The 26,225-nt window shown below is 73.2% G+C and carries 23 protein-coding genes; 13 read left to right on the forward strand and 10 right to left on the reverse strand.

The genetic code is table 11. From position 1 onward, the window contains the following. Positions 1–2 precede the first annotated feature (2 nt). The 4 genes from HEP81_RS25410 to HEP81_RS25425 form a co-directional block, all read right to left on the reverse strand. Entirely contained in the window at positions 3–1,355 is a 1,353-nt protein-coding gene (locus HEP81_RS25410; protein ID WP_167739831.1) for an ABC transporter substrate-binding protein, read from the reverse strand. An 88-nt stretch (positions 1,356–1,443) separates the two neighbouring features. Next, complete coding sequence (locus HEP81_RS25415) at positions 1,444–2,655, reverse strand: ROK family transcriptional regulator (RefSeq protein ID WP_037651747.1); 1,212 nt, start codon at positions 2,653–2,655, stop codon at positions 1,444–1,446. A gap of 132 nt (positions 2,656–2,787) precedes the next feature. Beyond that, on the reverse strand, positions 2,788–3,417 hold the full coding sequence (locus HEP81_RS25420) for a Uma2 family endonuclease (protein WP_037651749.1): 630 nt from the start codon (positions 3,415–3,417) through the stop codon (positions 2,788–2,790). An 83-nt stretch (positions 3,418–3,500) separates the two neighbouring features. Next, positions 3,501–4,586 carry a mechanosensitive ion channel family protein gene (locus tag HEP81_RS25425; RefSeq protein ID WP_172637106.1) on the reverse strand — a complete coding sequence of 362 codons (1,086 nt, stop codon included), beginning with the start codon at positions 4,584–4,586 and terminating at the stop codon, positions 3,501–3,503. A 349-nt stretch (positions 4,587–4,935) separates the two neighbouring features. Here HEP81_RS25425 and HEP81_RS25430 point away from each other — a divergent pair, with 349 nt between their 5' ends. The 4 genes from HEP81_RS25430 (at position 4,936) to HEP81_RS25445 (ending at position 8,422) form a co-directional block, all read left to right on the forward strand. Continuing rightward, positions 4,936–5,472 (forward strand): HNH endonuclease, encoded by a 537-nt coding sequence (locus tag HEP81_RS25430; protein ID WP_037651754.1) that lies wholly within the window; start codon positions 4,936–4,938, stop codon positions 5,470–5,472. Between the two features lie 174 nt (positions 5,473–5,646). Beyond that, positions 5,647–5,934 (forward strand): hypothetical protein, encoded by a 288-nt coding sequence (locus HEP81_RS25435; RefSeq protein ID WP_106979837.1) that lies wholly within the window; start codon positions 5,647–5,649, stop codon positions 5,932–5,934. Beyond that, positions 5,935–8,082, forward strand: coding sequence for a 4-alpha-glucanotransferase (gene malQ / locus HEP81_RS25440; RefSeq protein ID WP_037651756.1), 2,148 nt, complete (start codon positions 5,935–5,937; stop codon positions 8,080–8,082). It abuts the gene before it with no gap. Between the two features lie 58 nt (positions 8,083–8,140). Beyond that, a complete protein-coding gene (locus HEP81_RS25445) occupies positions 8,141–8,422 on the forward strand; it encodes a hypothetical protein (protein WP_037651758.1) in 282 nt (93 codons plus the stop codon). A 129-nt stretch (positions 8,423–8,551) separates the two neighbouring features. Here HEP81_RS25445 and HEP81_RS25450 read toward each other — a convergent pair whose 3' ends face one another. Together HEP81_RS25450 and HEP81_RS25455 are read right to left on the reverse strand one after the other, a co-directional pair. Then, positions 8,552–8,914 carry a cytidine/deoxycytidylate deaminase family protein gene (locus HEP81_RS25450; protein ID WP_078967146.1) on the reverse strand — a complete coding sequence of 121 codons (363 nt, stop codon included), beginning with the start codon at positions 8,912–8,914 and terminating at the stop codon, positions 8,552–8,554. A gap of 43 nt (positions 8,915–8,957) precedes the next feature. Then, entirely contained in the window at positions 8,958–9,545 is a 588-nt protein-coding gene (locus HEP81_RS25455; RefSeq protein ID WP_037651761.1) for a TetR/AcrR family transcriptional regulator, read from the reverse strand. A 172-nt stretch (positions 9,546–9,717) separates the two neighbouring features. On the opposite strand from HEP81_RS25455, the gene HEP81_RS25460 reads away from it, so the two are divergent. Continuing rightward, complete coding sequence (locus tag HEP81_RS25460; RefSeq protein ID WP_037651763.1) at positions 9,718–11,253, forward strand: FAD-dependent monooxygenase; 1,536 nt, start codon at positions 9,718–9,720, stop codon at positions 11,251–11,253. A gap of 183 nt (positions 11,254–11,436) precedes the next feature. Beyond that, a complete protein-coding gene (locus HEP81_RS25465; RefSeq protein ID WP_078967155.1) occupies positions 11,437–12,351 on the forward strand; it encodes a methyltransferase domain-containing protein in 915 nt (304 codons plus the stop codon). Here the strand turns inward: HEP81_RS25465 and HEP81_RS25470 are convergent. Then, positions 12,272–12,742 (reverse strand): DUF1203 domain-containing protein, encoded by a 471-nt coding sequence (locus HEP81_RS25470; protein ID WP_037651766.1) that lies wholly within the window; start codon positions 12,740–12,742, stop codon positions 12,272–12,274. The genes HEP81_RS25465 and HEP81_RS25470 overlap by 80 nt on opposite strands. Positions 12,743–12,854: 112 nt before the next feature. Here HEP81_RS25470 and pepN point away from each other — a divergent pair, with 112 nt between their 5' ends. Further along, complete coding sequence (pepN, locus tag HEP81_RS25475) at positions 12,855–15,431, forward strand: aminopeptidase N (RefSeq protein ID WP_037651768.1); 2,577 nt, start codon at positions 12,855–12,857, stop codon at positions 15,429–15,431. Between the two features lie 60 nt (positions 15,432–15,491). On the opposite strand, the gene HEP81_RS25480 is transcribed toward pepN, so the two are convergent. After that, complete coding sequence (locus HEP81_RS25480) at positions 15,492–16,511, reverse strand: aspartate-semialdehyde dehydrogenase (RefSeq protein ID WP_037651770.1); 1,020 nt, start codon at positions 16,509–16,511, stop codon at positions 15,492–15,494. Between the two features lie 299 nt (positions 16,512–16,810). Here HEP81_RS25480 and HEP81_RS25485 point away from each other — a divergent pair, with 299 nt between their 5' ends. The 4 genes from HEP81_RS25485 (at position 16,811) to HEP81_RS25500 (ending at position 21,497) form a co-directional block, all read left to right on the forward strand. After that, positions 16,811–17,359 carry an RNA polymerase sigma factor gene (locus tag HEP81_RS25485; protein ID WP_037651772.1) on the forward strand — a complete coding sequence of 183 codons (549 nt, stop codon included), beginning with the start codon at positions 16,811–16,813 and terminating at the stop codon, positions 17,357–17,359. A gap of 1 nt (position 17,360) precedes the next feature. Further along, complete coding sequence (locus HEP81_RS25490) at positions 17,361–18,254, forward strand: hypothetical protein (protein WP_051849874.1); 894 nt, start codon at positions 17,361–17,363, stop codon at positions 18,252–18,254. Between the two features lie 251 nt (positions 18,255–18,505). Further along, positions 18,506–20,257, forward strand: coding sequence for a TIGR03767 family metallophosphoesterase (locus tag HEP81_RS25495; RefSeq protein ID WP_037651774.1), 1,752 nt, complete (start codon positions 18,506–18,508; stop codon positions 20,255–20,257). Positions 20,258–20,333: 76 nt separating this feature from the next. Then, positions 20,334–21,497: a serine hydrolase domain-containing protein gene (locus HEP81_RS25500; protein ID WP_037651776.1), complete on the forward strand. Its 1,164-nt coding sequence runs from the start codon at positions 20,334–20,336 to the stop codon at positions 21,495–21,497. A gap of 31 nt (positions 21,498–21,528) precedes the next feature. Here HEP81_RS25500 and HEP81_RS25505 read toward each other — a convergent pair whose 3' ends face one another. Together HEP81_RS25505 and HEP81_RS25510 are read right to left on the reverse strand one after the other, a co-directional pair. Then, a complete protein-coding gene (locus tag HEP81_RS25505) occupies positions 21,529–21,975 on the reverse strand; it encodes a hypothetical protein (RefSeq protein ID WP_051849875.1) in 447 nt (148 codons plus the stop codon). 10 nt (positions 21,976–21,985) lie between these two features. Next, on the reverse strand, positions 21,986–22,741 hold the full coding sequence (locus HEP81_RS25510; RefSeq protein ID WP_037651778.1) for a nucleotidyl cyclase domain-containing protein: 756 nt from the start codon (positions 22,739–22,741) through the stop codon (positions 21,986–21,988). 104 nt (positions 22,742–22,845) lie between these two features. Here HEP81_RS25510 and HEP81_RS25515 point away from each other — a divergent pair, with 104 nt between their 5' ends. After that, entirely contained in the window at positions 22,846–23,577 is a 732-nt protein-coding gene (locus HEP81_RS25515; protein WP_063755195.1) for a Crp/Fnr family transcriptional regulator, read from the forward strand. Positions 23,578–23,737: 160 nt separating this feature from the next. Next, positions 23,738–26,212: an ATP-binding protein gene (locus HEP81_RS25520; protein WP_051849876.1), complete on the forward strand. Its 2,475-nt coding sequence runs from the start codon at positions 23,738–23,740 to the stop codon at positions 26,210–26,212. Positions 26,213–26,225: the final 13 nt, after the last annotated feature.

Consider the following 26,225-nt stretch of genomic DNA (forward strand, 5'->3'; position numbering starts at 1 on the left):
GGCTACTTCGCCTGCGCGATGTCCGTGTCGATCTGCGCGGCGGCCTTCTTCAGCCCGGCCGTCAGATCCGTGACCCTGCCGCTCTCGTAGTCGTAGCCCAACTGCTGGAGCGTCACCAGGTACTGGCCGCCGTTGAGGGAGGCGGGTGTGGTGGTGGAGTCGGGGTCGGCGGCGATGTCCAGGAAGGTCTTGAAGCGCGGATCGTACTTCAGCCTGGGGGACTTGAGGGCCGCGAGGGTGGACGGCACATTGTGGATGTCATTGGCGAAGCCGACCACCGCGTCCGTGTCCGTGCTGATGTACTTCACGAACTCCCAGGCGGCGTTCTGCTTGCGGCTGGTGGCGGCGATGCCGGTGATGGTGCCGGTGATGTAGCCCTTGCCGTACTGGTCCAACTGATCGTCCGGTACGGGCAGCGGGGCGACGCCTATCTCGAACTTCGGCCTGGCCTGCTCGGCCATCCCGAGCCGCCACTCGCCGTCCAGCTGCATGGCCACCTGGCCGGTGTGGAAGGGGTGTTTGGCGCCCCACTCGTCGCCGAGGGTGGAGCGGAACCGCTCCAGCTTCCGGAATCCGCCGAGTTCGTCCACGAGCCGCTTCTGGAGCGCGAACCCCTGCTGGAACGCCGGGTCCTTGGCGACGTTCGACTTGCCGTCCGCGGTGAAGTACTTCGGCGAGAACTGGCCGAAGTAGTGCTCGGTGGTGGTCTCCCAGCCGTGGTAGTCGGGCATGAACCCGAGCTGCTTGTACGAGTCCCCGGCGGGCACGGTCAGCCGCTTGGCGTCGGCCTCGAACTCGCTCCAGGTCCTTGGGGGTTGCTTGATCCCGGCCTTCGCGAACGCCGTCTTGTTGTAGTACAGCCCGTACGCGTCGCCGAGCAGGGGCACGGTGCAGCGGTCGCCGTCGAACCGGGTGTACTCGTTCATCGCCTTCGGGAAGGTGCGCGCGGGGTCGATGCCCGCCTTCTTCAGGAAGGGGTCGAGGTCGATCAGCGCGCCGGAGGAGCAGAACTTGCCCACGTTGTTGGTGGTGAAGGAGGAGATCACGTCCGGGGCGTCGCCGCCGCCCGTGCGCAGCGCCTGGTTGATCTTGTCGTCGGTCATGTTGCCGACGATGTGCACATGGATGTTGGGGTGCGCCTTCTCGAACCCGGCGACCAGGGACTTGACCGCCGCGACCTCGTTCGGCGCGCTCCAGGCGTGCCAGAAGTTGATCGTCGTGTCCTTGGTGGGATCGTCCGTGGCACCCGCGTCGGACTGCCCGGTGCAGGCGGCGGTCAGCAGCACGGCGGAGGCGGCGAGGGCGAGGGCGGCTTTGCGGGTGGCTCTGATGACTCCGGGTGCTGCTGTGGGCATGGCGGATCTCCCAGGACGGTTCGGGTCGGGGTGGGGAGGGCGCGGTGCGGGGGTTTTCGTGGCCCGGGTTTATCGGGGCCGGGGGCGGTCAGCGCGAGGTGTCGAAGACCTCGTCCCGGGTGGTGGCGAGCGCGGACTCCAACGCGCCGCGCAGGACGGGGTGTTCACGGATGTCGCCGAGGACGAGCCGCGGCCGGGCCGCCGCCAGCTCCTCCAACTCGGCCTGGATCAGGGCGCGCAGCACCTCGCCGCCCGCGGTCAGGGCGGAGCCGCTGAGGACGACGAGTTCGGGGTCGAGGACCGAGACGAGCGCGGCGAGACCGGTGGCGAGACGGGTCGCGTACGCCGTCAGCAGCTCCCGGTGCGGGCCGTCCGCGTGGTCGGCGGCGCGCGCCAGCAGCTCGCGGGCCGACTCGGTGTACGGCCCCGGCGGCACGTCAGGGACGCCCAGTTCGCGGGCCAGCTTCGGCAGTTCCTGGGCGCCGGCCAGCTCCTGGTAGCCGCCGCTGTTGGCCCGGGTCACCTGGCGCACCAGGGGCGTGCCCGGCACCGGCAGGAAGCCGACCTCGCCTGCGCCGCCGGTCCAGCCGCGGTGCAGCCGGCCGCCGAGGACGAGGGCGGCGCCGAGCCCCTCCTCGTTCCACAGCAGCACGAAGTCCCCGTGGCCGCGGGCGGCTCCCAGGCGCTGTTCGGCGACGGCGACGAGATTGACGTCGTTCTCGTACTCGACCGGCATCGGCAGCGCGGCGGCGAGTTCGTCGAGCAGCGTGGGGGAGTGCCAGCCGGGCAGGTGCGAGGCGTAGCGCAGCCGCCCGGTGTTCGGGTCGAACGCGCCCGGCGTGCCGATGACGACCCGGTGCAGCTCGCCGCGCGCCAGCCCGGCCGCCTTCACGGCGCCGTCGAGGGCGTCGGTGACCTGTCGTACGACGGACTGCGCGGGCCTTCTGCCGGGGGTGGGCAGCTCGTACTCGCCGATGGTGCGGCCGGTGATGTCGGCGACGGCGGCGCGGATGCGGTCCGGGGCGACGTCGAGGCCGGCGGCGTAGGCGGCACCGGGGTGCACCGCGTACAGCTGGGCGCTGGGCCCCGGCCGCCCCTCGCTGGTCCCGGTGACCCTGACCAGCCCCGCGGCCTCCAGCCGGGCCAGCAGCTGGGAGGCGGTGGGCTTGGACAGCCCCGTCAGGTTCCCGATCCGGGTCCGGGACAACGGCCCGTGCTCCAGCAGCAGATCCAGCGCGGCACGATCATTCATCGCCCGCAGCACGCGCGGAGTCCCCGGCGTACCGGCCGTTCCTGCCATGGGTCCCGACACCTGCCTCACTGTTAGGAAACTTTCCTATTCCGCCCGAACGTAAGCCCGGCGGGGAGGGGGCGTCAATACGCGAGACCCCCGAGGCAACAGAGTCGTTATCTCGGGGGTGCGGAGGGCTCGTCAGCCGGTGACGAGGAAGGGGCTGGTGTCGAGGGCGGGGTACGGCGCCGGAAGGGGGAGGGGGTCGCCGAGGTCGGCCTTGGTGTCCTGCTCGTAGTAGGCGTCGGCGGGGTCGTCGCCGGGCGGGGCCGGGTTCGTGTCGCAGTGGGCGGTCCTGGAACGGCGGTCGATGAGGACGTAGACGGGGATGCCGGCGGCGGAGTGGGCGCGGAGTTTGGGGCCGGTGTCGATTTCGTGGTCGGCGGAGGTGACCTCGCCGACCAGGTCGAGCATGTCGCTGGGGTGCCAGCCCGGACATGCCGCGTAGTGGGCCTCGTCGGCGCTGGTCGCCTTTCGGCTCCGGACGTGGATGTCGGGGACGAGCAACCCGGCCGCGCTGCCGGTCCGGCCGGTGAACCGGTACCCGTTGCCCGTGCCGATGCCCGGGACCGCTGCCGACCGGAACTGGAGGAGCAAGCTCATGACCGCGCTGCCGTGCCCGTGATCGGGCGGCGACTGCGGCAGGTAGGCGCGGCCTTCGAGGAACTCGGGGCGTACGGGCATGGGTGACACCGCCTCGTACGCCGCCAGCAGGCGGTCCGGCTCCAGCTGCGCCATGAGGTCCGGAGCGGCATCACCGGTACTGTCCATGGACAGCACCGTGGGGCACCCCGAACGCCACCGCGCCGGAATGCCCCACCTCTTCACTCGAACGAGCGTGCTGAACCGTTCCCCTACTTCCTCGGCGGAACCGTCCGCTGCGTCGTGATCGGGGTCGCCGCCATCGACTGCGGGGAGTCGGAGTTGGAGAAGGCGGAGGGGGCGGCGACCGCGGCGGTGGGGTCGGGGAGGTCCTCCACGTCCTCGACGGCCGTCGCGCCGCCCACGATGCGGATGTGCGCCGCGTCGAAGGCGCGCTTGATGCGCCAGCGCAGCTCGCGTTCGACGGTGACGGACTTGCCGGGCATGGTCTTGGCGGAGACGCGGACCACCATGGAGTCGATGAGCACGGAGTCCAGGCCGAGGACCTCGATCGGGCCCCACAGCAGCTCGTTCCAGGGCTCTTCCTTGCTGGTCTTCTCGGCGACCTCGTCCAGCGTCGCCTTGACCTTGTCCAGGTCCTCGCTCGCCCGCACGGTCACATCGACCCCGGCCGTCGCCCAGCCCTGGGACAGGTTGCCGATCCGCTTGACCTCGCCGTTGCGGACGTACCAGATCTCGCCCTCGGCGCCGCGCAGCTTCGTCACGCGCAGCCCGACCTCGATCACCTCGCCGGTGGCCACGCCCGCGTCGATCACGTCACCGACGCCGTACTGGTCCTCCAGGATCATGAACACGCCGGACAGGAAGTCCGTGACGAGGTTCCGCGCGCCGAAACCGATCGCGACACCGGCGACACCGGCGGACGCCAGCAGCGGGGCCAGGTTGATCTTGAAGGTGGACAGCACCATCAGCGCCGCCGTACCGAGGATCAGGAAGCTCGCCACCGAGCGCAGCACGGACCCTATCGCCGCCGACCGCTGCCGCCGCCGCTCCGCGTTGACCAGCAGCCCGCCCAGCGCGGTGCCGTCCACGGCCTGCGCGGTCCGGGCCATCCGCTCTATCAGCTTGGTGATCGCCCGCCGTACCACCGATCTCAGCGCGACCGCCACGACGATGATCAACAGGATCTGGAGCCCCATGGCGAGCCACGTCGACCAGTTCTGCTCGACCCAGCTCGCCGCGTTCGTCGCGCTCTCCTGGGCGCCCTGGAGCGTCGGCACCGCGGGCGCCGTACCCGAAGGGGACGGCGACGGGGACGAAGACGCACCGGCGGCCATCAGGACCACGGGCAAGGACGACACGGCAGGTACCTCCAGGTGCTGCACGGTCCGTACCGGTGGGGCGGGCAGGGTCTGCGAGGTCACGAAAAGATCACCGGACGGCCAGCACCACCACACTAACGGGGCATTGTGGGTGTCCTGTGCGGATCCGCCAAGGAGGGGCGCAGGAGAGACACGGCTCACCCTGGCTTGAACAGGCCGTGATCCTGGGGATGTATCACCTGTGGTCGAAAACACTCCCAGCCCGTTACCGGGACATGGTGGCGCCGCCACCAGGCATGAGGGGAGACTGGGTGCAGATCGTCCCGGCGCGAGCCACGCGCCGCCGACGCCCAAGGAGGCACCCGTGCCGCATGTCCTGGTCCTCAACGCGTCGTACGAGCCGCTCGGCGTCGTACCGCTCCGCCGCGCGCTCATCCTCGTCCTGGAGAACAAGGCCGTCTCCCTGGAGGAATCCGGCGCCTTCATGCACAGCGCGACCGTCACACTCCCCGCACCCAGCGTGGTCCGGCTCAAGCGATTCGTCCGGGTTCCCTACCGCGGGCCCGTTCCGCTCACCCGCCGTGCGCTCTTCGCACGCGACGGGGGCCGGTGCATGTACTGCGGTGGCGTCGCAACCAGCGTCGACCACGTCATCCCGCGCAGCCGCGGGGGCAAGCACGTCTGGGACAACGTGGTGGCCTCCTGCCGCCGCTGCAACCACGTGAAGGCCGACCGCCACCTCGTCGAACTGGGCTGGCGCCTGCACCACAAACCGGCCCCGCCCACCGGTCTGGCCTGGCGCATCATCGGCACCGGCCATAGGGACCCGCGCTGGCTGCCCTACCTACAGCCGTACGGCGCGGAAGACGCCATGGCCCGGATCGACGGCATCTCAGCCTGACGATCCGGGCCTTCGCGCATCCACCCCGCGCCCTGCCCGGCAGGACGGGACGCGGGGGTCGGTGGTGTGCGCGCCGTTTCGAGGACGTGACGCAGCTCCGCCGTTCGGGGACGTCTGTCATCGCGCTCACTGGGTAGGCCTGCCCTGACCGGCCCTGAGCGACAAGGAGTCCCCGTGCCCGTACCGGCCCGAACCCAGATCCCGGCGCAGTGGAAACACCGCCGTACCGACAGCCTGCGCAAACCCCTGGCGGAGACGTCCGCCGAGACCATCGAGTCGATCGAGTCGACCGAGACCGGAGAGATCAGGCTGTACGCGTTCAACGCGGAGGCCGCCGCCACCACGGCGCCGCTCACCAGTGAGCCGCCGCTGCCCGCCGCCGAGCCCCTGACCAGCGAGCCGCCGCTCGCCGACACCAGCACTCTCACCAGCGAGTCGGACGCCTACGCGGCGGGGTCGTAGATGACGGGGGCGCGCACGGACGAGCTGGCACGGCTCGCCGAGCTGCACGGGGTCGCCGTCTCCTACCGCCCCGCCCCGGACCGTACGGTCACCGTCCCCGACTCCGCCGTCGTCGCCGCGCTGCATGCCCTCGGCGTCGACGCCACCACCCCCGAAGCGGTCCGCGCCGCGCTCGCCGACCGGGAACGCGCGCTGCGCGAACGCCTGCTGCCGCCGACCGTCGTGCACTGGGCCGGCGACCCCCATGACCCCGCCGCCCTCACCGCCCTGCCGCCCGGCACCCGGGTACGCGTCGAGACGGAGGAGGGCGAGGAGTCGTACCGCGTGAGCGCGCCCCTCGTCGCCGGGCTGCCCCTCGGTGTCCACCGGGTCACCGCCACCGCCCCCGACGGCCGCACCGCTCACGCCCACCTCGTCGTCGCCCCCGACCGGCTGCCCGCGCCGCCCGGACGCTCCTACGGGCTCCTCGTCCAGCTGTACTCCCTGCTCTCCCGCCGTTCCTGGGGGATGGGCGACCTCGGGGACCTCGCCGAGCTGGCCGGTTGGGCCGGGAGGGTCGCCGGAGCCGGGTTCGTGCAGGTCAACCCGCTGCACTCGGCCGTGCCCGGCGCGCCCACGGACCCCTCGCCGTACCGGCCCTCCTCCCGGCGCTTCCCCGACCCCGTGCATCTGCGGGTCGAGGACGTCCCCGAGTACGCGTACGCCGAGGACCGCGAGAGGCTCGCCGGGCTCCTGGAGCGGGCCGCGCGGCTGCGGGCCGCCGTGCTCGACAAGGGCGCCCTGATCGACCGCGACGCGGTGTGGGAGCTCAAGCGCGAGGCACTGGAGACGGTCCTCGCCGTCCCCCTCGGACCCGGCCGCCGCGCCGCCTACGACGCCTTCCGCGCCGCCCACGGCCAGGCCCTCGACGACCACGCCACGTACTACGCCCTCGCCGAGATCCACGGCCCCGACTGGACCACCTGGCCCGACGGCCTGTGCGACCCGCGCTCCGCGGCGACCGCCCGCGCCCGTGCCGGACTCGCCGACCGCGTCGCCTTCCACACCCGCCTCGCCTGGCTCACCGACGGACAGCTGCGGGCCGCACAGCGCACCGCCCGGGAGGCCGGGATGCCGGTCGGGATCGTGCACGACCTCGCCGTCGGCGTGCACCCCGCGGGCGCCGACTCCTGGGCCCAGCAGGACGTCTTCGCCGCCGGTATGTCGGTCGGCGCGCCCCCGGACGCCTTCAACGCGCGCGGCCAGGACTGGGGCCTGCCGCCCTGGCGCCCCGACCGCCTCGCCGCCTGCGGCTACGCCCCCTTCCGCGAGCTCCTGCGCGCCCTGTTCCGCTACGCGGGCGCCCTGCGCATCGACCACGTCATGGGCCTGTTCCGGCTCTGGTGGATCCCCCAGGGCAGCCCGCCCACCGAGGGCACGTACGTCCATTACGACGCCGAGGCCATGCTCGCCGTCCTCGCCCTGGAGGCCGGGCGCGCCGGATCCGTCGTCATCGGCGAGGACCTCGGCACCGTGGAGCCGGGCGTCCGCGAGACCCTGCAACGGCGCGGCGTGCTCGGCACCTCCGTGCTCTGGTTCGAACGCGACTGGACCGGCGACGGCCGCCCGCTGCCCCCCGAGCGCTGGCGCGCCGACTGCCTCGCCACCGCCACCACCCACGATCTGCCGCCCACCGCGGCCCGCCTCACCGGCGACCACGTCGAACTGCGCGACCGGCTCGGCCTGCTCACCCGTCCCGCCGCCGAGGAACGCGCCGAGGCCGTCGCCGACGCCGCCGAGTGGCTCGCCCTGCTGGGCGGCCTCGGACTGGTGGACAGCGTCGGACCGGCGGACAGCCTCGGACCGGCGGACAGCCTCGGACCGGTGGGCGGTACGGCGACCGGGCCGCCCGGCACCGACGAGGAGGCGCAGGTCCGTGCCGTCCACCGGTTCCTGCTGCGCACCCCGGCCCGGCTGATCGGCGTCTGGCTCCCGGACGGCGTGGGTGACCGCCGCCCGCAGAATCTGCCGGGCACCTGCGCCGAATACCCCAACTGGCGGTTGCCGATCGCGGACCGCGAGGGCAGGGCGGTGCCGCTGGAGGAATTGACGGCCGCCCCGCGGCTGCGCGCTCTCCTGGAGGTGTTCGCCCAGCTCAGACAGGGTTGAGGGGGCGCTACGGGACCCCGGGCGCGCGCCCTTCCGGGTGATTCGCTAACTTGAGATCGTGGACAAGAAGAACGCCCTGCGCGCCGGCACCCTGGGCGCCGGTACGACGCTGATGATGCTGCTCATGTCGTCCCCTGCGCTCGCGCTGATCCGCGACGACGGCGACGACCCCGGTCCGGGCCTGAGCGTCGTCCAGACGCTGGGTCTGTACGTGCTGCTCCCGCTGGTCCTCTTCGGGGTCATCGCCGGTCTGGTGATGGCGCTGGACAAGTCCCGCGGCAAGGGCAAGACCACCTCGTCCAACATCAACGTCAAGCCCGACGCCCAGGCCAAGGTCTGATCGCCGGATCATCGGTTCTTACGCCGGGGGCGCCTGTCCTCCCGTCGGTACGTGCCCGTCGCGTACCCGGGTGAGGTCGGCGCCCTCGGCGTTTCCGCGCCCGGGGCGCTCTACGGCCGCTGCGGCTTCCTAAGGCTGGGGTGCCGACCGGCTGAAGGCGGCCGGGAGCGGCTCGGCGACGGGCAGCCGGGTCAGCCGCCGCCCCTTGGGCTGGACCAGGACGTCGATGCCGGGGAAATAGTCGATCAGGACCTGCCGGCAGCGGCCGCAGAGCGGGATCACCGCCATGTCGCGCGAGCGCACGGCGACCATCGGGGTCAGCTCGTACGCCCCCTGCCCCGCGGCGGCGCCGATCACGACCAGCTCGGCGCAGGGGCCGCCGGTGAAGTGACAGACGTTCTCGGCCGTGACGATCCCGCCGTCACCGGTGCGCGCGGCGGCGACGAGGGCGAGGTCCTCGTCGGTTCCGTCGGTGCCGTCAGTGGTCTTCACGGGCAGCGGGTCTCTCCCGGCGGGAGGCGTACCGCACCTTGTTTCACGGGTTCGGCGCGGTCAGGTAGCGCTGCACCGTCGGGCCCATCCAGGCCACCAGTTCCTCCCTGGTCAGCGCCTGCGAGGCGGGCATGCGGAGGACGAAGCGGGTGAGCGCCAGGCCGAGGAGCTGGGCGGCGCAGAGCGCGGCGCGGGCCGGGACCTGCTCGGGGTCGGGGCACACCTGCCGGGCCACCGGGAGCAACTGGTCGCGGAAGACACCCTGTATCCGCTCGGCCCCGGCCTGGTTGGTGACGCCGACCCGCAGCATGGCCCGCAGCTGCTCGTTTCCCTCCCACAGATCGAGGAAGTGGCTCACCAGCGCGCGGCCGGCCTCCTCCCGCGGCACCGGCGTGAGGTCGGGCAGCCGCAGATCGACGTCGATGGCCGCGGCGAACAGCCCCTCCTTGCTGCCGAAGTAGCGCATCACCATCGACGGGTCGATCCCCGCGTCCTTGGCGATGGCGCGGATGGTGGCCCGGTCGTAGCCGTCGGCGGCGAAGCGTTCGCGGGCGGCGGTGAGGATCGCGGTGCGGGTGGTGTCGGAACGGCGGGGTGCGGGTGCGGGCGGGGACGGGTGCTTTTCGGTCACATCAACGAGCGTAGGCCAACACACGTAGGCCAACAAGTGTTGACCCATTTCCGGCCCCGCACTACCGTTGTCAACGGACGTTGGCCAACATGTGTTGACCAGCAAGCGTTGGCCGACAGAGGTTGGCCAACAAACGTTGACCCACGGGCGTTGGCACCCACAGGAGGCCACCATGACCGGCACCAACGGAAATCCCACTGACACCACCGACACCACCGGCCCCACCGACCACACCGGCGTCATCGTCGTCGGCTCCGGACCCACCGGCCTCCTCCTCGCCGGTGATCTCGCCACCGCCGGCATCCCGGTCACCGTGCTGGAGAAGCGCCCCCGGAAGATCAGCAACCTCTCCCGCGCCTTCGCCCTGCACGCCCGCAGCCTCGAACAGCTCGACGCCCGCGGCCTCGCCGACGAGCTGGAGGCCACCGGCCGCCCCCTCGACCGGCTCCGCCTCTTCGGCCGCCTCTCCATCGACCTCACCGCCCTCCCCTCCCGCTTCAACCACGTCCTCGTCCTCCCGCAGTACGAGGTCGAGAAGGCGCTGGCGCGGCGGGCCGTCGAGGCGGGGGCCGGGTTCCGGTACGACACCGAGATGACCGGGCTCGTCCAGGACGCGGACGGGGTGACGGTCGGGACCCGCGGCCCGGACGGCCGTACGGAGTCGCTGCGGGCCGCGTACGTCGTCGGCGCGGACGGCATGCGCAGCGCGGTGCGCGGTGCGATCGGGCTGCCGTTCCCCGGGAAGTCGGTGATCCGCTCCGTCGTACTGGCCGATGTGCAGCTCGCCGAGCAGCCGGACGAGCTGCTCACGGTCAGCGCGGTGGGCGACGCGTTCGCGTTCCTCGCGCCGTTCGGGGACGGGTATTACCGGGTGATCGGCTGGCACCGCGGCCACGATGTGCCCGACACCGAGCCGCTGGACCTGGCCGAGGTCAAGGAGATCACCCGGCTCGCGCTCGGCCGTGACTACGGGATGCACGACGCCCGCTGGATGTCCCGCTTCCACAGTGACGAGCGGCAGGCGCCGGCGTACCGGGTCGGGCGGGTGTTCCTCGCCGGGGACGCCGCGCACGTGCACACCCCGGCCGGTGGACAGGGCATGAACACCGGCCTCCAGGACGCGGCCAACCTCAGCTGGAAGCTGGTCTCCGTCCTCGCCGGGCACGCGGACCCGGCCCTGCTCGACACCTACCAGTCCGAACGGCACCCCGTCGGCAAGGCGGTCCTGCGCAGCAGCGGCGGGCTCGTGCGGCTGGCGATGGCCAAGCGCCCCTGGACCCGGGCCGCCCGTGCCGGGCTCACCGGGCTCGTGAGCCATGTCGGCCCCGCCCGCCGCAAGGCCACCGCCCAGGTCACCGGCATCGGCTACCGCTACCCCGCGCCCCGCGGCACCCACCCGCTCACCGGCACCCGCGTCCCCGACGTCCGCCTCGCCGACGGCAGCCGCCTCTACGAGGCCCTGCGCGACGGCCGCTTCGTCCTGATCACCCCGGCCCACGAGCCGGCCCACGAGCCCTTCTCTCCTGAGCTCCCGCCCCACCCCGACCGCCTGACCACGGCCCACTGGGCGAGCGCCCGCCGCACCACCCTCCTGGTCCGCCCCGACGGCTACGCGGCCTGGGCCTCGGACACCGCCCCCGACCCCGGCGCCCTGCGATCCGCCCTGACCGCCCACCTGGGCCCCGCCCCCGCCCGCCAACTCCACTGAGAACGACGCCGCCTAGACTCCCCATGTGGCATTCCTGAGCACCCCGCACCACTGCTTCCTCTGACCGGAGGACGACGAGGGCGACGCCGTACGGCATCGCCCTCCTCGCTGTGCCCGGCGGCGTGAACCCCGGGCACCGTCCCCTCCCGTCGGTCCGCCAGGAGTGCCTTTCCCATGTCCGCCATGCCCGCGCCGTTTTCGCGCGCCCTCGTACCCCTCCTCGACCTGCTGCGCTGCCCCACCTGCCGCACATCCCGCCTGAGCCCCGCCCCCGGCGCCCTGCGCTGCCCGGCCGGGCACACCTTCGACATCGCCCGCCCCGGCTACGCCGCCCTCCTCACCGGTGCCCGCGCCACCAGCGGCGACGACGCGCCCATGGTCCGCGCCAGGGAACGCTTCCTGGCCACCGGCGGATACGCGCCGCTGCGGCGGGCCGTGGCCCGGCTGGCCGCCGGGACGGGGACGCACCCGGCCACGGTCGTGGACGCGGGCTGCGGCACCGGCTACTACCTCGCCGGTGTCCTCGACCGGCTGCCCGGCGCCCGCGGCCTCGGTCTGGACTCCTCCGCGCGCGCCCTGCGTTCGGCCGCGCGGGCCCACGACCGGGCCGCCGCGGCGAGCTGGGACCTCTTCCGCCCGCTCCCACTGGCCGACGGCACGGCCGACGTCGTCCTGGTCGTGTTCGCCCCGCGCAATCCCGCCGAGTTCCACCGGGTGCTGCGCCCGCACGGCCGCCTGGTCGTCGTCCGCCCCACCCCCCGGCACCTCGCCGAACTGCGCGTCCGGCTGCCCGGAATGGTCGCCGTCGACCCGGACAAGGAGCGGCGGCTGCACCGCGCGCTGGACCCCTACTTCGAGCACGGCGGCACCGAACGGGTCGAGTACGGGCTGGACCTGGGCGCGGCGCAGGCCCTCGACCTGGTCGCGATGACCCCGAGCGCGCGCCACCTGGAGCCCACCGGAGCGGCCGGGCGGGTCACCGTCTCCGCCCTGGCCACCGTCTACCGGCGGCGGCCGCTCAGCCCCGCCGCACCTCGTACAGGAAGCACCCGTACTCCACCGCCCGCACATGGACCGACGCCACCTCCGGGTCGCTGAACGCCCGGGCGAGGGCCGCCGGGAAGTCCTCGCTCACCAGTTCCCCGCCGAGGATGTGCCCCTGCGCCGAGTAGCGGCGCAGGACGCGGTGGGTGTTGGTGAAGGGCAGCTCGGGGCCGGGCCGGCCGGGGCAGCCGTCCGCGTGCACGAAGACCGGCCCCCGCTCGTCGTACGCGCCGGGGCGGGCGCCGGTCTCCGCCGCCCAGCGGCGCAGCGGGGCGTACGAGACCAGGGCGATGCGCTCCCCGGGTGTGCTGCGGCGCAGACAGCAGCGCAGCGGAGCGCCGCCCTCCGGGTCGGTGTGACCCGCCGCGGGAACGCCCGCGTCGTCCTCGGTGAGCAGCGCGGCGAGAGTGCCGGCGGGAATGGGACACACGGTGTACGTCGTCATGAGTCCACCTTCCGGCGACGCGGCCCACGTCACCGGCGGCATACGGACATCGCGTTCCCGCCGGACGGCATGGAAGGATGGCGCAACCCACACATAACGAGGAGATGACCGCGTGCCTGGCACAAACCTGACTCGCGAAGAGGCGCGGCAGCGGGCTGAGCTGCTCAACGTTGACTCGTACGAGATCGATCTCGACCTCTCCGGCGCGCAGGAGGGCGGTACCTACAGGTCCGTGACCACGGTGCGCTTCGACGTCGCCCGCAACGGGGCGGAGTCCTTCATCGACCTGGTGGCCCCGGCCGTCCACGAGGTCGTGCTCAACGGCGACCGGCTGGAGCCGGCCGAGGTGTTCGCGGACTCGCGGATCACGCTGCCGGGTCTGCTGGAGGGCCGCAACGTCCTGCGGGTCGTGGCCGACTGCGCGTACACCAACACCGGTGAGGGCCTGCACCGGTTCGTCGACCCGGTCGACGAGCAGGCCTATCTGTACACCCAGTTCGAGGTCCCGGACGCGCGCCGCGTCTTCGCCTCCTTCGAGCAGCCGGACCTGAAGGCCACCTTCCAGTTCACCGTGAAGGCCCCCGAGGGCTGGACCGTGGTGTCCAACTCGCCGACGCCCGAGCCGCGGGACAACGTCTGGACGTTCGCGCCGACGCCCCGCATCTCGTCGTACATCACCGCGCTGATCGTCGGCCCGTACCACTCGGTGCACAGCGTCTACGAGAAGGACGGCCAGAGCGTGCCGCTCGGCATCTACTGCCGGCCCTCGCTCGCCGAGTTCCTCGACTCGGACGCGATCTTCGAGGTCACCCGGCAGGGCTTCGACTGGTTCCAGGAGAAGTTCGACTGCGCGTACCCCTTCGAGAAGTACGACCAGCTGTTCGTGCCCGAGTTCAACGCGGGCGCCATGGAGAACGCGGGCGCGGTCACCATCCGCGACCAGTACGTCTTCCGGTCCAAGGTGACCGACGCGGCGTACGAGCTGCGCGCGGAGACGCTGCTGCACGAGCTGGCCCACATGTGGTTCGGCGACCTGGTCACCATGGAGTGGTGGAACGACCTGTGGCTGAACGAGTCGTTCGCCACCTACACCTCCATCGCCTGCCAGGCCGCCGCCCCCGGCTCGCGCTGGCCGCACTCGTGGACCACGTTCGCCAACTCCATGAAGACCTGGGCGTACCGGCAGGACCAGCTGCCCTCCACGCACCCGATCATGGCGGACATCCGCGACCTGGACGACGTCCTCGTCAACTTCGACGGCATCACCTACGCCAAGGGCGCCTCCGTCCTCAAGCAGCTGGTGGCGTACGTCGGCGAGGACGAGTTCTTCAAGGGCGTGCAGGCGTACTTCAAGCGGCACGCGTTCGGCAACACCCGCCTGTCCGACCTGCTGGGCGCCCTGGAGGAGACCTCCGGACGCGACCTGAAGACCTGGTCGAAGAAGTGGCTGGAGACCGCCGGGATCAACGTCCTGCGGCCCGAGGTCGAAACGGACGCCGAGGGGGTCATCACCTCCTTCGCCGTGCGCCAGGAGGCCCCCGCGCTGCCCGCCGGCGCCCAGGGCGAGCCGACCCTGCGCCCGCACCGCATCGCGATCGGCCTGTACGACCTCGACGCGGCCGGCAAGCTGGTGCGCACCGAGCGGATCGAGCTGGACGTCGACGGTGAGCTGACCGCCGTACCGCAGCTGACCGGCAAGGCGCGCCCGGCCGTGATCCTGCTCAACGACGACGACCTGTCGTACGCCAAGGTCCGCCTGGACGAGCGGTCCCTCGCGTTCGTCACCGAGCACCTCGGCGACTTCGAGGCGTCCCTGCCGCGCGCCCTGTGCTGGGCCTCCGCGTGGGACATGACGCGGGACGCCGAGCTGGCCACCCGCGACTACCTTTCGCTGGTGCTGTCCGGCATCGGCAAGGAGTCCGACATCGGCGTCGTGCAGTCGCTGCACCGCCAGGTGAAGCTGGCCGTCGACCTGTACGCCGACCCGGCCGCCCGTGAGGCCCTGCTCACCCGCTGGACCGACGCCACGCTCGCGCACCTGCGCGGCGCCGAGGCGGGCAGCGACCACCAGCTGGCCTGGGCGCGGGCCTTCGCGGCGACCGCCCGCACCCCCGAGCAGCTGGACCTCCTGGAGGCCCTGCTGGACGGTTCCCAGACCATCGAGGGCCTGGCGGTGGACACCGAGCTGCGCTGGGCGTTCGTGGAGCGCCTCGCGGCCGTCGGCCGGTACGACGAGGCGGAGATCGCCGGCGAGTACGAGCGGGACAAGACCGCCGCCGGTGAGCGGCATGCGGCCACCGCCCGTGCGGCGCGGCCGACCGAGGAGGCGAAGGCGGAGGCCTGGTCCTCGGTGGTCGACTCCGACAAGCTGCCCAACGCGGTGCAGGAGGCCGTGATCGGCGGCTTCGTGCAGACGGACCAGCGCGAGCTGCTGGCGCCGTACGCCGAGCGGTACTTCGAGATCGTCAAGGACGCCTGGGACTCGCGTTCGCACGAGATCGCCCAGCAGATCGCCGTCGGCCTCTACCCGTCGCTCCAGATCTCCGGCGAGATCCTGGACCGCACGGACGCCTGGCTGGCCTCGGCCGAGCCCGGCGCGGCCCTGCGCCGTCTGGTCTCCGAGTCCCGCGCGGGCATCGAGCGCGCGCTGAAGGCCCAGGCCGCGGACGGCGCCGCCAGTAGCAGGTAGTACGGAACAAAGGAAGGGGCGCCCGGCGACTCGCCGGGCGCCCCTTGCGCGCGTCGGGGGTTACCTGGCGGTCAGCTCCGCCGCCACCAGCTCCGCGAGCTGGACCGCGTTCAGCGCGGCGCCCTTGCGGAGGTTGTCGTTGGAGACGAACAGCGCGAGGCCGTGGTCCACGGTCTCGTCGCCGCGGATCCGGCCGACGTACGACGGGTCCTGGCCGGCCGCCTGGAGCGGGGTCGGGATGTCGGAGAGGGCGACGCCGGGGGCCTTCGCGAGCAGCTCGGTGGCGCGCTCCGGGGAGATCGGGCGGGCGAACCGGGCGTTGATCTGAAGCGAGTGGCCGGAGAAGACCGGTACGCGCACACAGGTGCCGGAGACCTTCAGCCCGGGGATCTCAAGGATCTTGCGGGACTCGTTGCGGAGCTTCTGCTCCTCGTCGGTCTCGTGCAGACCGTCGTCCACGATCGAGCCGGCCAGCGGGAGCACGTTGAAGGCGATCGGGCGCTTGTACACCGCGGGCTCGGGGAAGTCGACCGCCGCGCCGTCATGGGTCAGCTTGTCGGCCTCGGCGGCGACCTTCTGCACCTGGCCGTGCAGCTCCGCCACACCCGCGAGCCCGGATCCGGACACCGCCTGGTACGTGGCGACGATCAGGCCCTCCAGGCCCGCCTCCTCGTGCAGCGGCTTGAGGACCGGCATCGCGGCCATGGTGGTGCAGTTCGGGTTGGCGATGATGCCCTTGGGGCGGTCGGCGATCGCGTGCGGGTTCACCTCGGCGACGACCAGCGGCACCTCGGGGTCCCGGCGCCACGCCGAGGAGTTGTCGATCACCACGGCGCCCTGCGAGGCGACCTTTTCGGCCAGTGCCCTGGAGGTCGCGCCGCCCGCGGAGAAGAGCACGATGTCCAGGTCGGAGTAGTCGGCGGTCGCCGCGTCCTCCACCGTTACGCCGTCGAGCACCGTCCCGGCCGAGCGGGCCGAGGCGAACAGGCGCAGCTGCGTGACCGGGAAGTTCCGCTCCACGAGGATCCTGCGCATGACCGTGCCGACCTGACCGGTGGCTCCGACGATTCCGACCCTCACGACGACTCCCTCTGTCCGATTCCTGCCTGGCCCCGGGATGACCGGGGCGTTTCCATGATGCGGCCGCCCCCGGTCCACCTGTCCAATTCTTTGCGACATGTGCCCGAGGAGTGGGACACCATCGGCCGCGGGGACGGTTCCGGTTCCACGGGCGTCCCCTGGCCCGCCCCTGCCCCTACGGATCGCGCTCATACGACGATGTGACGTACGCCTCTGCCCATCGCCCGAGCCGGTCCGAACGTTTCCGCCCGCCGCCGCGTCGTAGGGGCGTCGTAGGGCGGAAGGGGAGGGGGTGGCCCGTGCGGTGGGGAGGGGCGCGCCGGGGCGGCGGCGGTACGGCGGCCACGCGCGGTGGCGACGGCGACGATCCGCTGGACGCCGTGCAGGAGCGGCGGGTGCGGGCGGTGCTGGCGCTCGGCGGGGTGCCGCAGTCGGAGCTGGCGGACGGGGTGCAGCAGGTGCGGCTGCGGCTGCTGGAGCGCTCCGCGAGCGGGCAGGAGGCGCCGCGGGACGTCTCGGCGTGGGCGGCGGTGGTCGCCTCCCGGCTCGCGCTGGACTGGCACCGGGCCAGGAAGCGGCAGGAACGGCTGGGGGAGCGGCTGGCCGCGCTGCCGGTACCGGCGCCCGCGGCCGGCGAGGAGTCCCGCGTGCTCTCCCTCGTCCTCGGACAGGGTCTGGACGAACTCCCGCCCGCCCAGCGCCAGGTGCTCGTGCTGCGCTTCTACGCCGACCTGCCGGTACGGGACATCGCCGAGGCCCTGGGCATCCCCGAGGGCACGGTCAAGAGCAGGCTGCACACGGCGGTCCGCGCCCTGCGCGCCCGGCTGCACAAGGACGGGGTGGTGTGACATGAGCACCGGGGACGAGCGGTACGACGGCGGCGGCGACGGTCTGGACGCGCTGATGGCCGCGATCACCGGGGAGCCGCTGCCGGAGGAGGCCCGCCGGGACCCGGCGTTCCTGGCGGAGCACCGGGCGGCCCAGGCGGACCTCGCGGCGCTGCGGGCCGGGCTGGAGCGGCTGGCGACGGCACTGGACCCCCCTCCGGCGCCTCGGTGCTCCGAAGGGGCGCGGGGAACTGCGCGCCCGGCCACGGACGGCCCGCACCCGTCTACGATCCACGCCCCGCAGGCGATGAGGCGCGGCGGCGGGGGCGACTCACCTTCGGCTCCCGCACGTCCCGTGCCCACCGGAAAACCCCTGCCCACCGCACATCCCGTACGCCCCGCGCATCCCGCCCGGCCCGCACCTCCGGCCGGCCGGGATCGCCGTGCCCGCCGCCCCCTCCGTATCGCCCTCGGCTCTCTCGGGGTCGCCGCCGCCCTCTCCCTGGTCGCCGGGATCGGCTGGCTCGGTGCCCACCCGGGCGGCGGCGTCTCGGCGGACGGGGCCGGCCAAGGGGGCAAGGCGGCGCGGCCCGGCGAGAAGGCAGGGGGACAGGACGGACGGGGGCCGGGCTGTGCGGTGACGGTCGTGGAAGGGACGGTGACCGAGGTCGAGCCCCAGGGGACCGGCCACAGGGTCACCGTGGCCGTCGTACGGTCGTACGAACCCGCACGGGGTCCTGCCGGGGTCGGCTTCCTGCTCGGCGGGGACGCGCGCCCGGCGCCGCACCAAGGTCAGCATGTGCTCGTCGAGATCGGGCACGGGGGCCGGGAGGCGAGCCGGTGGACCGTCGGGGACGCCGCGGTGGCCGCCGAGCGCGCCCGGATCGAGGCGGCCTGCACGGATCCCGGCAGATGACGTGCCGGGGGCCGGGAAGCCTCTCGTACCCCGGTAGTTGAACGGAAGGCGACCGGCCCCCGGCGAGGCGCGGACGAGTCCATGGCCGGGTCGGGGGCCATAGATCCACGTACGGTGATCGGCGTCCCGAGTTGCCGTGGCGTTCGCATGAATGCCATCCCCGTTGCCAAGGGTCCATAGCAAGCGGGGCGTTCGCGTCCGTGACGGCCCGCGGCCACTGCCGACGCGTTCGCACTCGGGGAGATCGCACCATGTCGCGTCCACGCTCTGCCGCCACCTCCGTAGCGGGGGTCGACCGCCGTGCCGTCCTCACCGCCGTCGGAGCGGTCTCGCTCGCCGCGGGTGTCGGCTTCGCCCTGCGTCCCACCGACAGCGAGGCCGCCACCGCCGCCACCGGGCAGACCCCGGTCGCCCAGTCCCGGCCGGCCGCCGCCGCACCGCTCGCCCCCTACCGCACCGGCACCACCCTCGCCACCGTCTCCACCCCGCACGGCTCCGGCTACCGGCGGCTCGCCGACGGCCCCGGCTGGCAGCGGGTGGTACGCACCGAGCTGGCCAAGCCCAAGGTCGGCCGCGACAAGCGCCGCCGTGCCATCGCAGCGTTCGTGCAGTTCACCGATCTGCACCTGCAAGATGTGCAGCACCCGCTGCGCCTGGAGTATCTGCGCGCCGCCCACCAGGACGTCTGGCGGCCGCACGAGGCGCTCACCGTGCCCGGCGCCGTCTCGCTGGTGGAGCGGGTCAACGCGCTGCGCGGCGCCCCCGTCACCGGCGCCCCGCTCCAGTTCGTGATGACCACCGGCGACAACACCGACAACAACGCCCGCTCCGAACTGGAGTGGTTCATGAAGGTGATGAGCGGCGGCCGGATCACCCCCAACACCGGCGACCCGAGACACTACGAGGGCGTGCAGAACAGCGGCCTCTCCCTGTACTGGCAGCCCGAGTCCACCGCCGGGGACAGCGACAAGGCACTCGGCTTCCCGCACCTGGACGGCTTCCTCGCCGCCGCGATCCGCGAGGTGCGCAGCCCCGGGCTCAACCTGCCCTGGTACTCAACCGTCGGCAACCACGACGCGCTCCCGCTCGGCATCTACGGCGCCCACGGCGACCCCTACCTCGCCGAGGCCGCGATCGCCGGCAAGAAGCTGTTCAGCGTCAGCGCCGCCGACGCCAAGAAGCTCCAGGACTCCATCTGGAGCGGCAAGGACCCCAAGGGCGCCGGCTACCGCGACTTCCTCAAGTCCCAGGCGGGCGGCATGCGTTCGGTCACAGCCGACGAGTCGCGCGCCCTGTACACCCCGGCCGAGTACCTCAAGGCCCATCTGGACCCCGCCTACCAGGGGCACGGCCCGGCGGGCCACGGCTACTCCTCGGCGAACCTCGACGCGGGCACCCAGTACTACGCCTTCCGGATCGCCGAGGACGTCATCGGCATCAGCCTGGACACCACCGACGCGGGCGGCCACTACCAGGGGTCCGTCGGAAGCACCCAGCTGAAGTGGCTGGAGAAGACCTTGCAGGACAACAAGGGCTCCCACGCGGTCGTCTTCAGCCACCACACCAGCGACTCGATGACCAACCAGCGCCCCGACCCGGCCCGCCCCGGCGAGCTGCGGCACACCGGCGCCGAGGTGGTCAGCCTGCTGGCCCGGCACGCCAATGTGCTGGCCTGGGTCAACGGGCACAAGCACGAGAACGAGATCACCCCGCACCGCAACAGCGCGGGCGGCTCCTTCTGGGAGATCTCCACCGCCTCCCACATCGACCACCCGCACCTGGCCCGCATCATCGAGCTGGTCGACAACAAGGACGGCACGATCTCCCTGTTCACCACCCTGATCGAGTCCGCCGCCCCGGCCCGCACCGACTTCACCGACTTCTCCCAGACCGGACTGGCCTCCCTCTACCGGGAGTTGGCCTTCAACGCCCCCGGCGCGAAGACCAACCTGGCGGGCAACTCGGTCGACCGCAACGCCGAACTGGTCCTCAAGAAGGGCTGACGCACGCGCCGGGCCGGCACGGGACGGGCCGAACAGGTATCTTCCCCCGACCGCATACCACCGGCTGGGGGAAGACATGCGCGTCCGCACCGCCCTGGCGAGCACCACCGCCCTGCTCCTGACGACCGCCCTCGCGACGGCCTTCACGCCCCCGACGGCCCCCGCCCCCGCCCACACCGCGACCGTACGGGCCCTCGAAGCGGCGGTGCGCTCGGGCGTCCCCGGTGCGGCCGTCACCGTCCGCGACACCCACGGCACCTGGTCCGCCACCGCCGGGACCGGCGACCTGCGCACCGGCAAGTCCCGTTCCCCCGACGACCGTTACCGCATCGGCAGTCTGACCAAGACCTTCGTCGCCACCGTCCTGCTCCAGCTGGAGGCGGAGGGCAGGCTGTCCCTGGACGACACCGTGGACGAGTGGCTGCCGGGCCTGGTCGAGGGCCACGGGAACGACGGGCGCCGGATCACCCTGCGCCAACTCCTCCGCCACACCAGCGGAATACCCGACTACACCGCCGACCCGGACTTCCGCGCCCGGTACCTCACCGAGGACGGCTTCCGGCAGCACCGCCACGACACGCTCGCCCCGCGCCAGTTGGTGGCCATCGCCCTGCGCCACGCGCCCGACTTCGCGCCGGGCACCTCCTGGCGCTACTCCAACACCAACTACGTGATCGCCGGGATGGTCATCGAGAAGGCGACCGGACGGTCGTACGCCACCGAGATCACCCGGCGTCTCATCGAACCGCTGCGGCTGACGGCGACGTCCGTGCCCGTCGGAAAGACCGAGGTGCCCCGGCCCAGCAGCCGGGCCTACTCGACGTTCGACGGCTCGGCGGGGGAGCCGTACGACGTCACCGACCTCGATCCCTCCCTCGCCGCCGCCTCCGGCGCGATGATCTCCGACTCGGCCGACCTGGACCGCTTCTACGCCGCCCTGCTCGGCGGGCGGCTGCTTCCCGCGCGCCAGTCGAGGGAGCTGCGGACCACCGTGGCGATCGCCAAGGCCCCGGACGTCCGCTACGGCCTCGGGCTGATGGACCGGCGGCTGTCCTGCGGTGTCCATGTCTGGACCCACACCGGCGACATCCTGGGCTCCACCTCGGTCGCCGCCACGACGCCCGACGGCCGGCACACGCTCGCCCTGAACTTCGACGGGGACTGGGCGGGGGACACCACCGCGGTGCTGGACGCCGAGTACTGCGGCGCCGCGGACCGATCCGCGCGGCGCAGCAACTGACGTGCGCGTAGGCCTAGTTACGGCCCTGTGACTACGCCCCCTCCGGCCCCTGCGCCCACTCCGCCTGCGCGCCGTAGGCATGCTGGTCGCCCTGCTGCACGGCGAACACGGTCCCGGAGCCGTGCGCCGTGTTCGTCTGCCGCAGCACCCGCCCCCGGGCCCCGCCCCCGGGCGCGTCCTCGACGGCCGCGGCGAGCCGTTCCAGCGCGGCACGGACGGCCGGGTCGCGCCGGAGCAGCGCGGTCAGCTCCAGGGTCCAGTAGGAGAAGAGCGCCCGCCGGGCCGCGTCGGGGTCCGGGGCCTGCCGGACGAGCGTCGCGTTGCCGTCGAGCTGGCTCTCCAGGGCGGCCCTTCGGCGGCGGTCCGGGCGGAAGAGGGCGACGACGGCGCCGCGGGTCTCCTGCCACAGGTCGGTGGCCATCGCGGTGACCACGGCGGCGGCCCCGGCCTCGGCGAGCACGGTCAGTTCGTCGTTCATACGGCCTTCCTCAGTGCTTTCTCTCGATCCGGATGTGCTGGGTGCCGTGCTGGGTGGCGTAGACGACGCCGTGACCGGAGGCCTTGTTGACCATCTTCGAACCGGCCGTCTTCGAACCGGCCGTCTCCGAACCGGCGGGCTCCTCCTGGGCGTCGGCCGGTTCGGGCGCGGCCTCCGCCGGCGGCTGCCGGCCCGGCAACTGGAGCCAGGCGTCGGCCGTGTGCTCCTTCACCGTGAAGCCGACCTTGCGGAAGTCCTCGGGGAACAGGCCGAGATGACCGTGCCGTACCGTCTCGTCGTAGAAGTGCCCGGACAGCAGCAGCGACGCGGGCACCGTCTTTGGCGCCCCGGCCAGCGCGGCCCGTGCGGGCGGCGCGTCGAGCAGCCTGGCCAGGACCTCCAGCGGACTCCCGGCGACCGTCCCGTCCGGGGAGACATGGACATCGCCCGCGTGCAGCGCGATCCGCACCCGGATCCGGGTCAGCGGCCCGGCCCCCCGGTTGTACGTGCGCAGCCGCAGGGCGAGTTCGGGCACCAGCGGATGGACGAGCGCCGCCTTGCGGGTGCCCGCCGGTGCCGTCACCCGCAGCCCGTCGCCCAGATCGTGGCGCAGACACGCGGACCAGTCGACACCGCTCGCCTCGAACGCCTCCTTGAGCATCTCCGTGAGCCGCGCCCGGATCTCCAGGAGCGCCCGGTCCCCGCGCCCGGCGGACCGCTCGATGTCCACGGCCAGCACGGCCCGGTACTCCAACTCGTCGTTCATGGCACCCGCTTCGGCTCGGCGGCGGAGGTGACGTACTCCAGTCTTCCCGCGCCGGTGTGCGCACAACTCGTAGGAATACGGGGTTGGGCGGGGATACTGGGGCCATGGTGGACGGCACACGGTCCCTCGCGCGTTCCGGACGGCGGCCGCGCGAGGAGTGGGACTGGCCGGCGCCCAGCCTGCTCGGCGGCCTCGGCGGTGACGCGCGCGCCCGCTTACTGGGCCTCGGGACACGGGTGCGCTACGACGCGGACCGGATCCTGATCCGGGAGGCCGACCGCACCGACTTCGTGCTGATCCTGCTGGACGGCGTGGTGAAGGCCACCGGCCGCACCCAGGACGGCCGGGACGCCCTGCTCGCCGTGCGGATGGGCGGCGATCTGGTGGGCGAACTCGCCGCCGTGGACGGCGATCCGCGCTCGGCCACCGTCACCACCTGCGGTCCGCTCGTGGCCCGGATGGCGACCCGCGCGGCCTTCCTGGACTGCCTGCGCCGGGACGCGCGGATCGCGGACGCCGTGAACCGCGCCATCGTGGCCAAACTGCGCCTGGCCAACGCCCATCGCATCAACTTCACCGGCTGCGACGTCGGCACCCGCCTCGCCCGGGTGCTGCACCATCTCGCGATGACCTACGGGGAGCGCACGGGCGCCGGCGCGGTGATCCACTGGCCGATCACCCAGCCCGAACTGGCCACCCTGGCGGGCGCGGCCGAGCCCAGCGTGCACAAGGCGCTGCGCGCGCTGCGCCGTTCGGGCGCCGTCGCCACCGGCTACCGCAGCGTCCGCATCGAAAACCTCGCCCTGCTGCACCGCATCGCCTACCCGGAACCCTGAACTCCCTTGTGCAGAAGTGGTGTCGAGAGCCCCCGAGCCGCTCGAAATCGGTCCGGGAAAACCGTACTTTGACGACAGCCCGGTGCCCGCCCGTGGCTAGCGTGGCGGCAGGGCGCCGGCGCGACAGGGCTCCGGGGCCGCCTGCGCAACGGGGGTTGTCATGACGGACAGGGACACGAGCGGGCCCGCTCCGGCCGACGAGGGACGGCCCGGGGCAGGGCCCGAGGGGCAGCCCGAGCGGCGACCCGGACGAGGGCCCGAAGGAGGGTCCGAGCGGAGGATCGACATCGCGGGCGACGCGGGCGGCCCGGTCGTCGCCGGTGATCACAACGTCGTCATCGACGCCCAGCACGGCTCCACCGTCACCCTCCTCATGGAGGGCCGCAGGCCCCGCCCGGTGCGCCGCGACCGGGTGGCCCTGCTGCCCCGGCGGCAGCACGCGCCGCTAGGCCGGGACACCGACCTGGCCCGGCTCGCGACCGCCGTCCGCGACGGCGGCCCGGTCCAGCTGTGGGGCGCGCCCGGCGTCGGCAAGAGCACCCTGCTGCGGCACGCGGCCCGCACCCTCACCCCGGAACGCGACGGCGTGCTCTTCCTCGACGCGGCCCGGCGCGAACCCGAGGACCTCGCCCAGGACATGTTCGAGGCCTGCTACGAGACCCGGGGGTACGCCCCCTCCAGCCCCGAACTGCGCCGTCTGATGACCGGCGTGCGCGTCACCGTCTACGTCGACAACGCCGACTTCTCCCCGGAGGGCCTGCGCACCCTCATGGACGCGGCGCCCGACGCCACGTTCGTCGTCGCGGGCCGGGACAGATCCTTGCTCGGCGACGGCACCGCCCTGCGCCTGGACGGCATCGGCCGCGCCCCCGCCCTCGACCTGCTCGCACGCGAACTGGGCCGGCCCGTGGGCGCGGGCGCGGAGGGCGCCACGGCGGGCGACCTGTGGGAGACGTCGTCCGGACGCCCCCTGCTGCTGCTGCGCGCGGCCGCCCTCACCCGGCTGGAACCGGCCGGCACCGGCGTCCTGCCCCGCCCCGCCGAGGTCGGCGATCTGCTGCCCCTGCTGCTCGGCCGGCTGGACGCCGAACCGCTGCGCGTCCTGCGGCTGTTGACCACCCTCGACGACGCCGATCTCGACGTCGGCCACATCGAGGCCCTCGGCGGCGCCCGGGACACCGACGTGCTCTGCGGCCGGCTGGTGGACCTGGGCCTCGCGGAGCAGACCCAGCGCGGCTACCGCGCCGTGGCCGATGTCGTACCGGCGCTGCGCGAACGCGACCCCGAGCCGTTCTCCGTCGAGGTGCTGTGCGAGCACTTCGCCACCTGGATCGCCCGCCCCGCCACCACCGCCGCGCAGGTCGAACAGCACGCCCGTGCCCTGGAGGTGGTGGCCGAACTCGCCGAGCGGGACGGCCGCCCGGAGCTGGCGGTACGGATCGTACGGGCCGCGTCCCCGGCACTGGCCCGCTCGCTGCGGTTCGGTGTGTGGGGCAGGCTGCTGGACCTCGGGCTGCCCGCCGCCCAGCTGGCCGGCGACCGGCGGGCCGTCGCGTACTTCACCCATGAGCAGGGCATCCGCAGCCTGCTCACCGGGCGCCGGGTGATGGCGGCCGTCCTGCTCACCGAGGCGGCCGTCCTGTGGCGCCAACTGGGCGATGTGCACGGCGCGAACGCGGCCGCCGGGGCCCACCAGTACGTCCCCTCGCACGCCGCGAACGCCCAGGGCACCCTGCTCCAGCCGGACGGCGGCGCCTCCCACCTCGCCTCCTCGGGACCCTCCGCAGGGCCCTCCGCCCCCGACCCGTCCACCGCCCACGCGGCGGGCGCACACGGCACGGCGGCCCACGCGCCCGCTACCGCGACGGACCCCGGCACGACGGCCCACACGACGGCGGCCCAGCACACGACGGCCACCACACACACCACGGCCACCTCGCACACGGCGGCCACGACACACACGGCCGCCACCCCGCACGCGGCGAACGCCGGCGCGGCGAAGGCAGGGGCCGCGAAGGCGGGTGCCGCGAAGGCGGGTGCGGCCAAAGCCGGTGCCGCCGCGCACTCCGCCGGTGCCGCGCACGCCGGAGCCTCGGCGGCGACCGGTGCCGCGGGGACGGGCGCGGCGGGTGCGGGCGCCGCGGGTGCGGGCGCGGCCGGTGCCGGGGCCTCCATGGCGGGGGCCTCCGTGGTGCTCAAGGTCGTCGCGGTGATCGTCGCCGTCGTCGTGGGCCGGGTCGTCGTCAGCCAGGCGGTGCACTCGTTCGCGGAGAGCCGCTCCGGCTCGTCCAGTTCGTCCAGTTCCTCGGACACCGGTCTCGCGGGACGCTGGACGGGCAGCGACGGCGCGACGTACGAGTTCGACGCCTCGGGCGGCGGCTACGTCTCCCGCGGGCGCGACGCCTGCGGCCAGGACGCGAGCACCGAGTTCACCGGCAGCGGCGACACCTACAGCGCCGAGCGGCCCATCTACGACACCACCAGCGGCTCCTGCACCGGCCTCCTCGGCGAGGCCACCACCACGATCACCCTCAGCGGCGACTCCGCCAAGGTCACCACCACCATGACCAAGTCCTACCAGCAGGGCGTGCAGTGCTTCAGCTGCGGAACGCTCTACCTGACCCGCCAGCAGTGACCCCCGCCCCCGG

Source organism: Streptomyces griseofuscus (assembly GCF_014673495.1).
GTDB lineage: Bacteria > Actinomycetota > Actinomycetes > Streptomycetales > Streptomycetaceae > Streptomyces > Streptomyces murinus.

Bases quoted from the DNA above. Each gene is read 5' to 3' on its own strand.
- HEP81_RS25410 (WP_167739831.1), bottom strand. From the start codon at position 1,355: ATGCCCACAGCAGCACCCGGAGTCATCAGAGCCACCCGCAAAGCCGCC.
- HEP81_RS25415 (WP_037651747.1), bottom strand. From the start codon at position 2,655: ATGGCAGGAACGGCCGGTACGCCGGGGACTCCGCGCGTGCTGCGGGCG.
- HEP81_RS25420 (WP_037651749.1), bottom strand. From the start codon at position 3,417: ATGGACAGTACCGGTGATGCCGCTCCGGACCTCATGGCGCAGCTGGAG.
- HEP81_RS25425 (WP_172637106.1), bottom strand. From the start codon at position 4,586: ATGGCCGCCGGTGCGTCTTCGTCCCCGTCGCCGTCCCCTTCGGGTACG.
- malQ (WP_037651756.1), top strand. From the start codon at position 5,935: ATGACGGGGGCGCGCACGGACGAGCTGGCACGGCTCGCCGAGCTGCAC.
- HEP81_RS25460 (WP_037651763.1), top strand. From the start codon at position 9,718: ATGACCGGCACCAACGGAAATCCCACTGACACCACCGACACCACCGGC.
- HEP81_RS25465 (WP_078967155.1), top strand. From the start codon at position 11,437: ATGCCCGCGCCGTTTTCGCGCGCCCTCGTACCCCTCCTCGACCTGCTG.
- HEP81_RS25470 (WP_037651766.1), bottom strand. From the start codon at position 12,742: ATGACGACGTACACCGTGTGTCCCATTCCCGCCGGCACTCTCGCCGCG.
- HEP81_RS25490 (WP_051849874.1), top strand. From the start codon at position 17,361: ATGAGCACCGGGGACGAGCGGTACGACGGCGGCGGCGACGGTCTGGAC.
- HEP81_RS25495 (WP_037651774.1), top strand. From the start codon at position 18,506: ATGTCGCGTCCACGCTCTGCCGCCACCTCCGTAGCGGGGGTCGACCGC.
- HEP81_RS25500 (WP_037651776.1), top strand. From the start codon at position 20,334: ATGCGCGTCCGCACCGCCCTGGCGAGCACCACCGCCCTGCTCCTGACG.
- HEP81_RS25505 (WP_051849875.1), bottom strand. From the start codon at position 21,975: ATGAACGACGAACTGACCGTGCTCGCCGAGGCCGGGGCCGCCGCCGTG.
- HEP81_RS25510 (WP_037651778.1), bottom strand. From the start codon at position 22,741: ATGAACGACGAGTTGGAGTACCGGGCCGTGCTGGCCGTGGACATCGAG.
- HEP81_RS25515 (WP_063755195.1), top strand. From the start codon at position 22,846: ATGGTGGACGGCACACGGTCCCTCGCGCGTTCCGGACGGCGGCCGCGC.
- HEP81_RS25520 (WP_051849876.1), top strand. From the start codon at position 23,738: ATGACGGACAGGGACACGAGCGGGCCCGCTCCGGCCGACGAGGGACGG.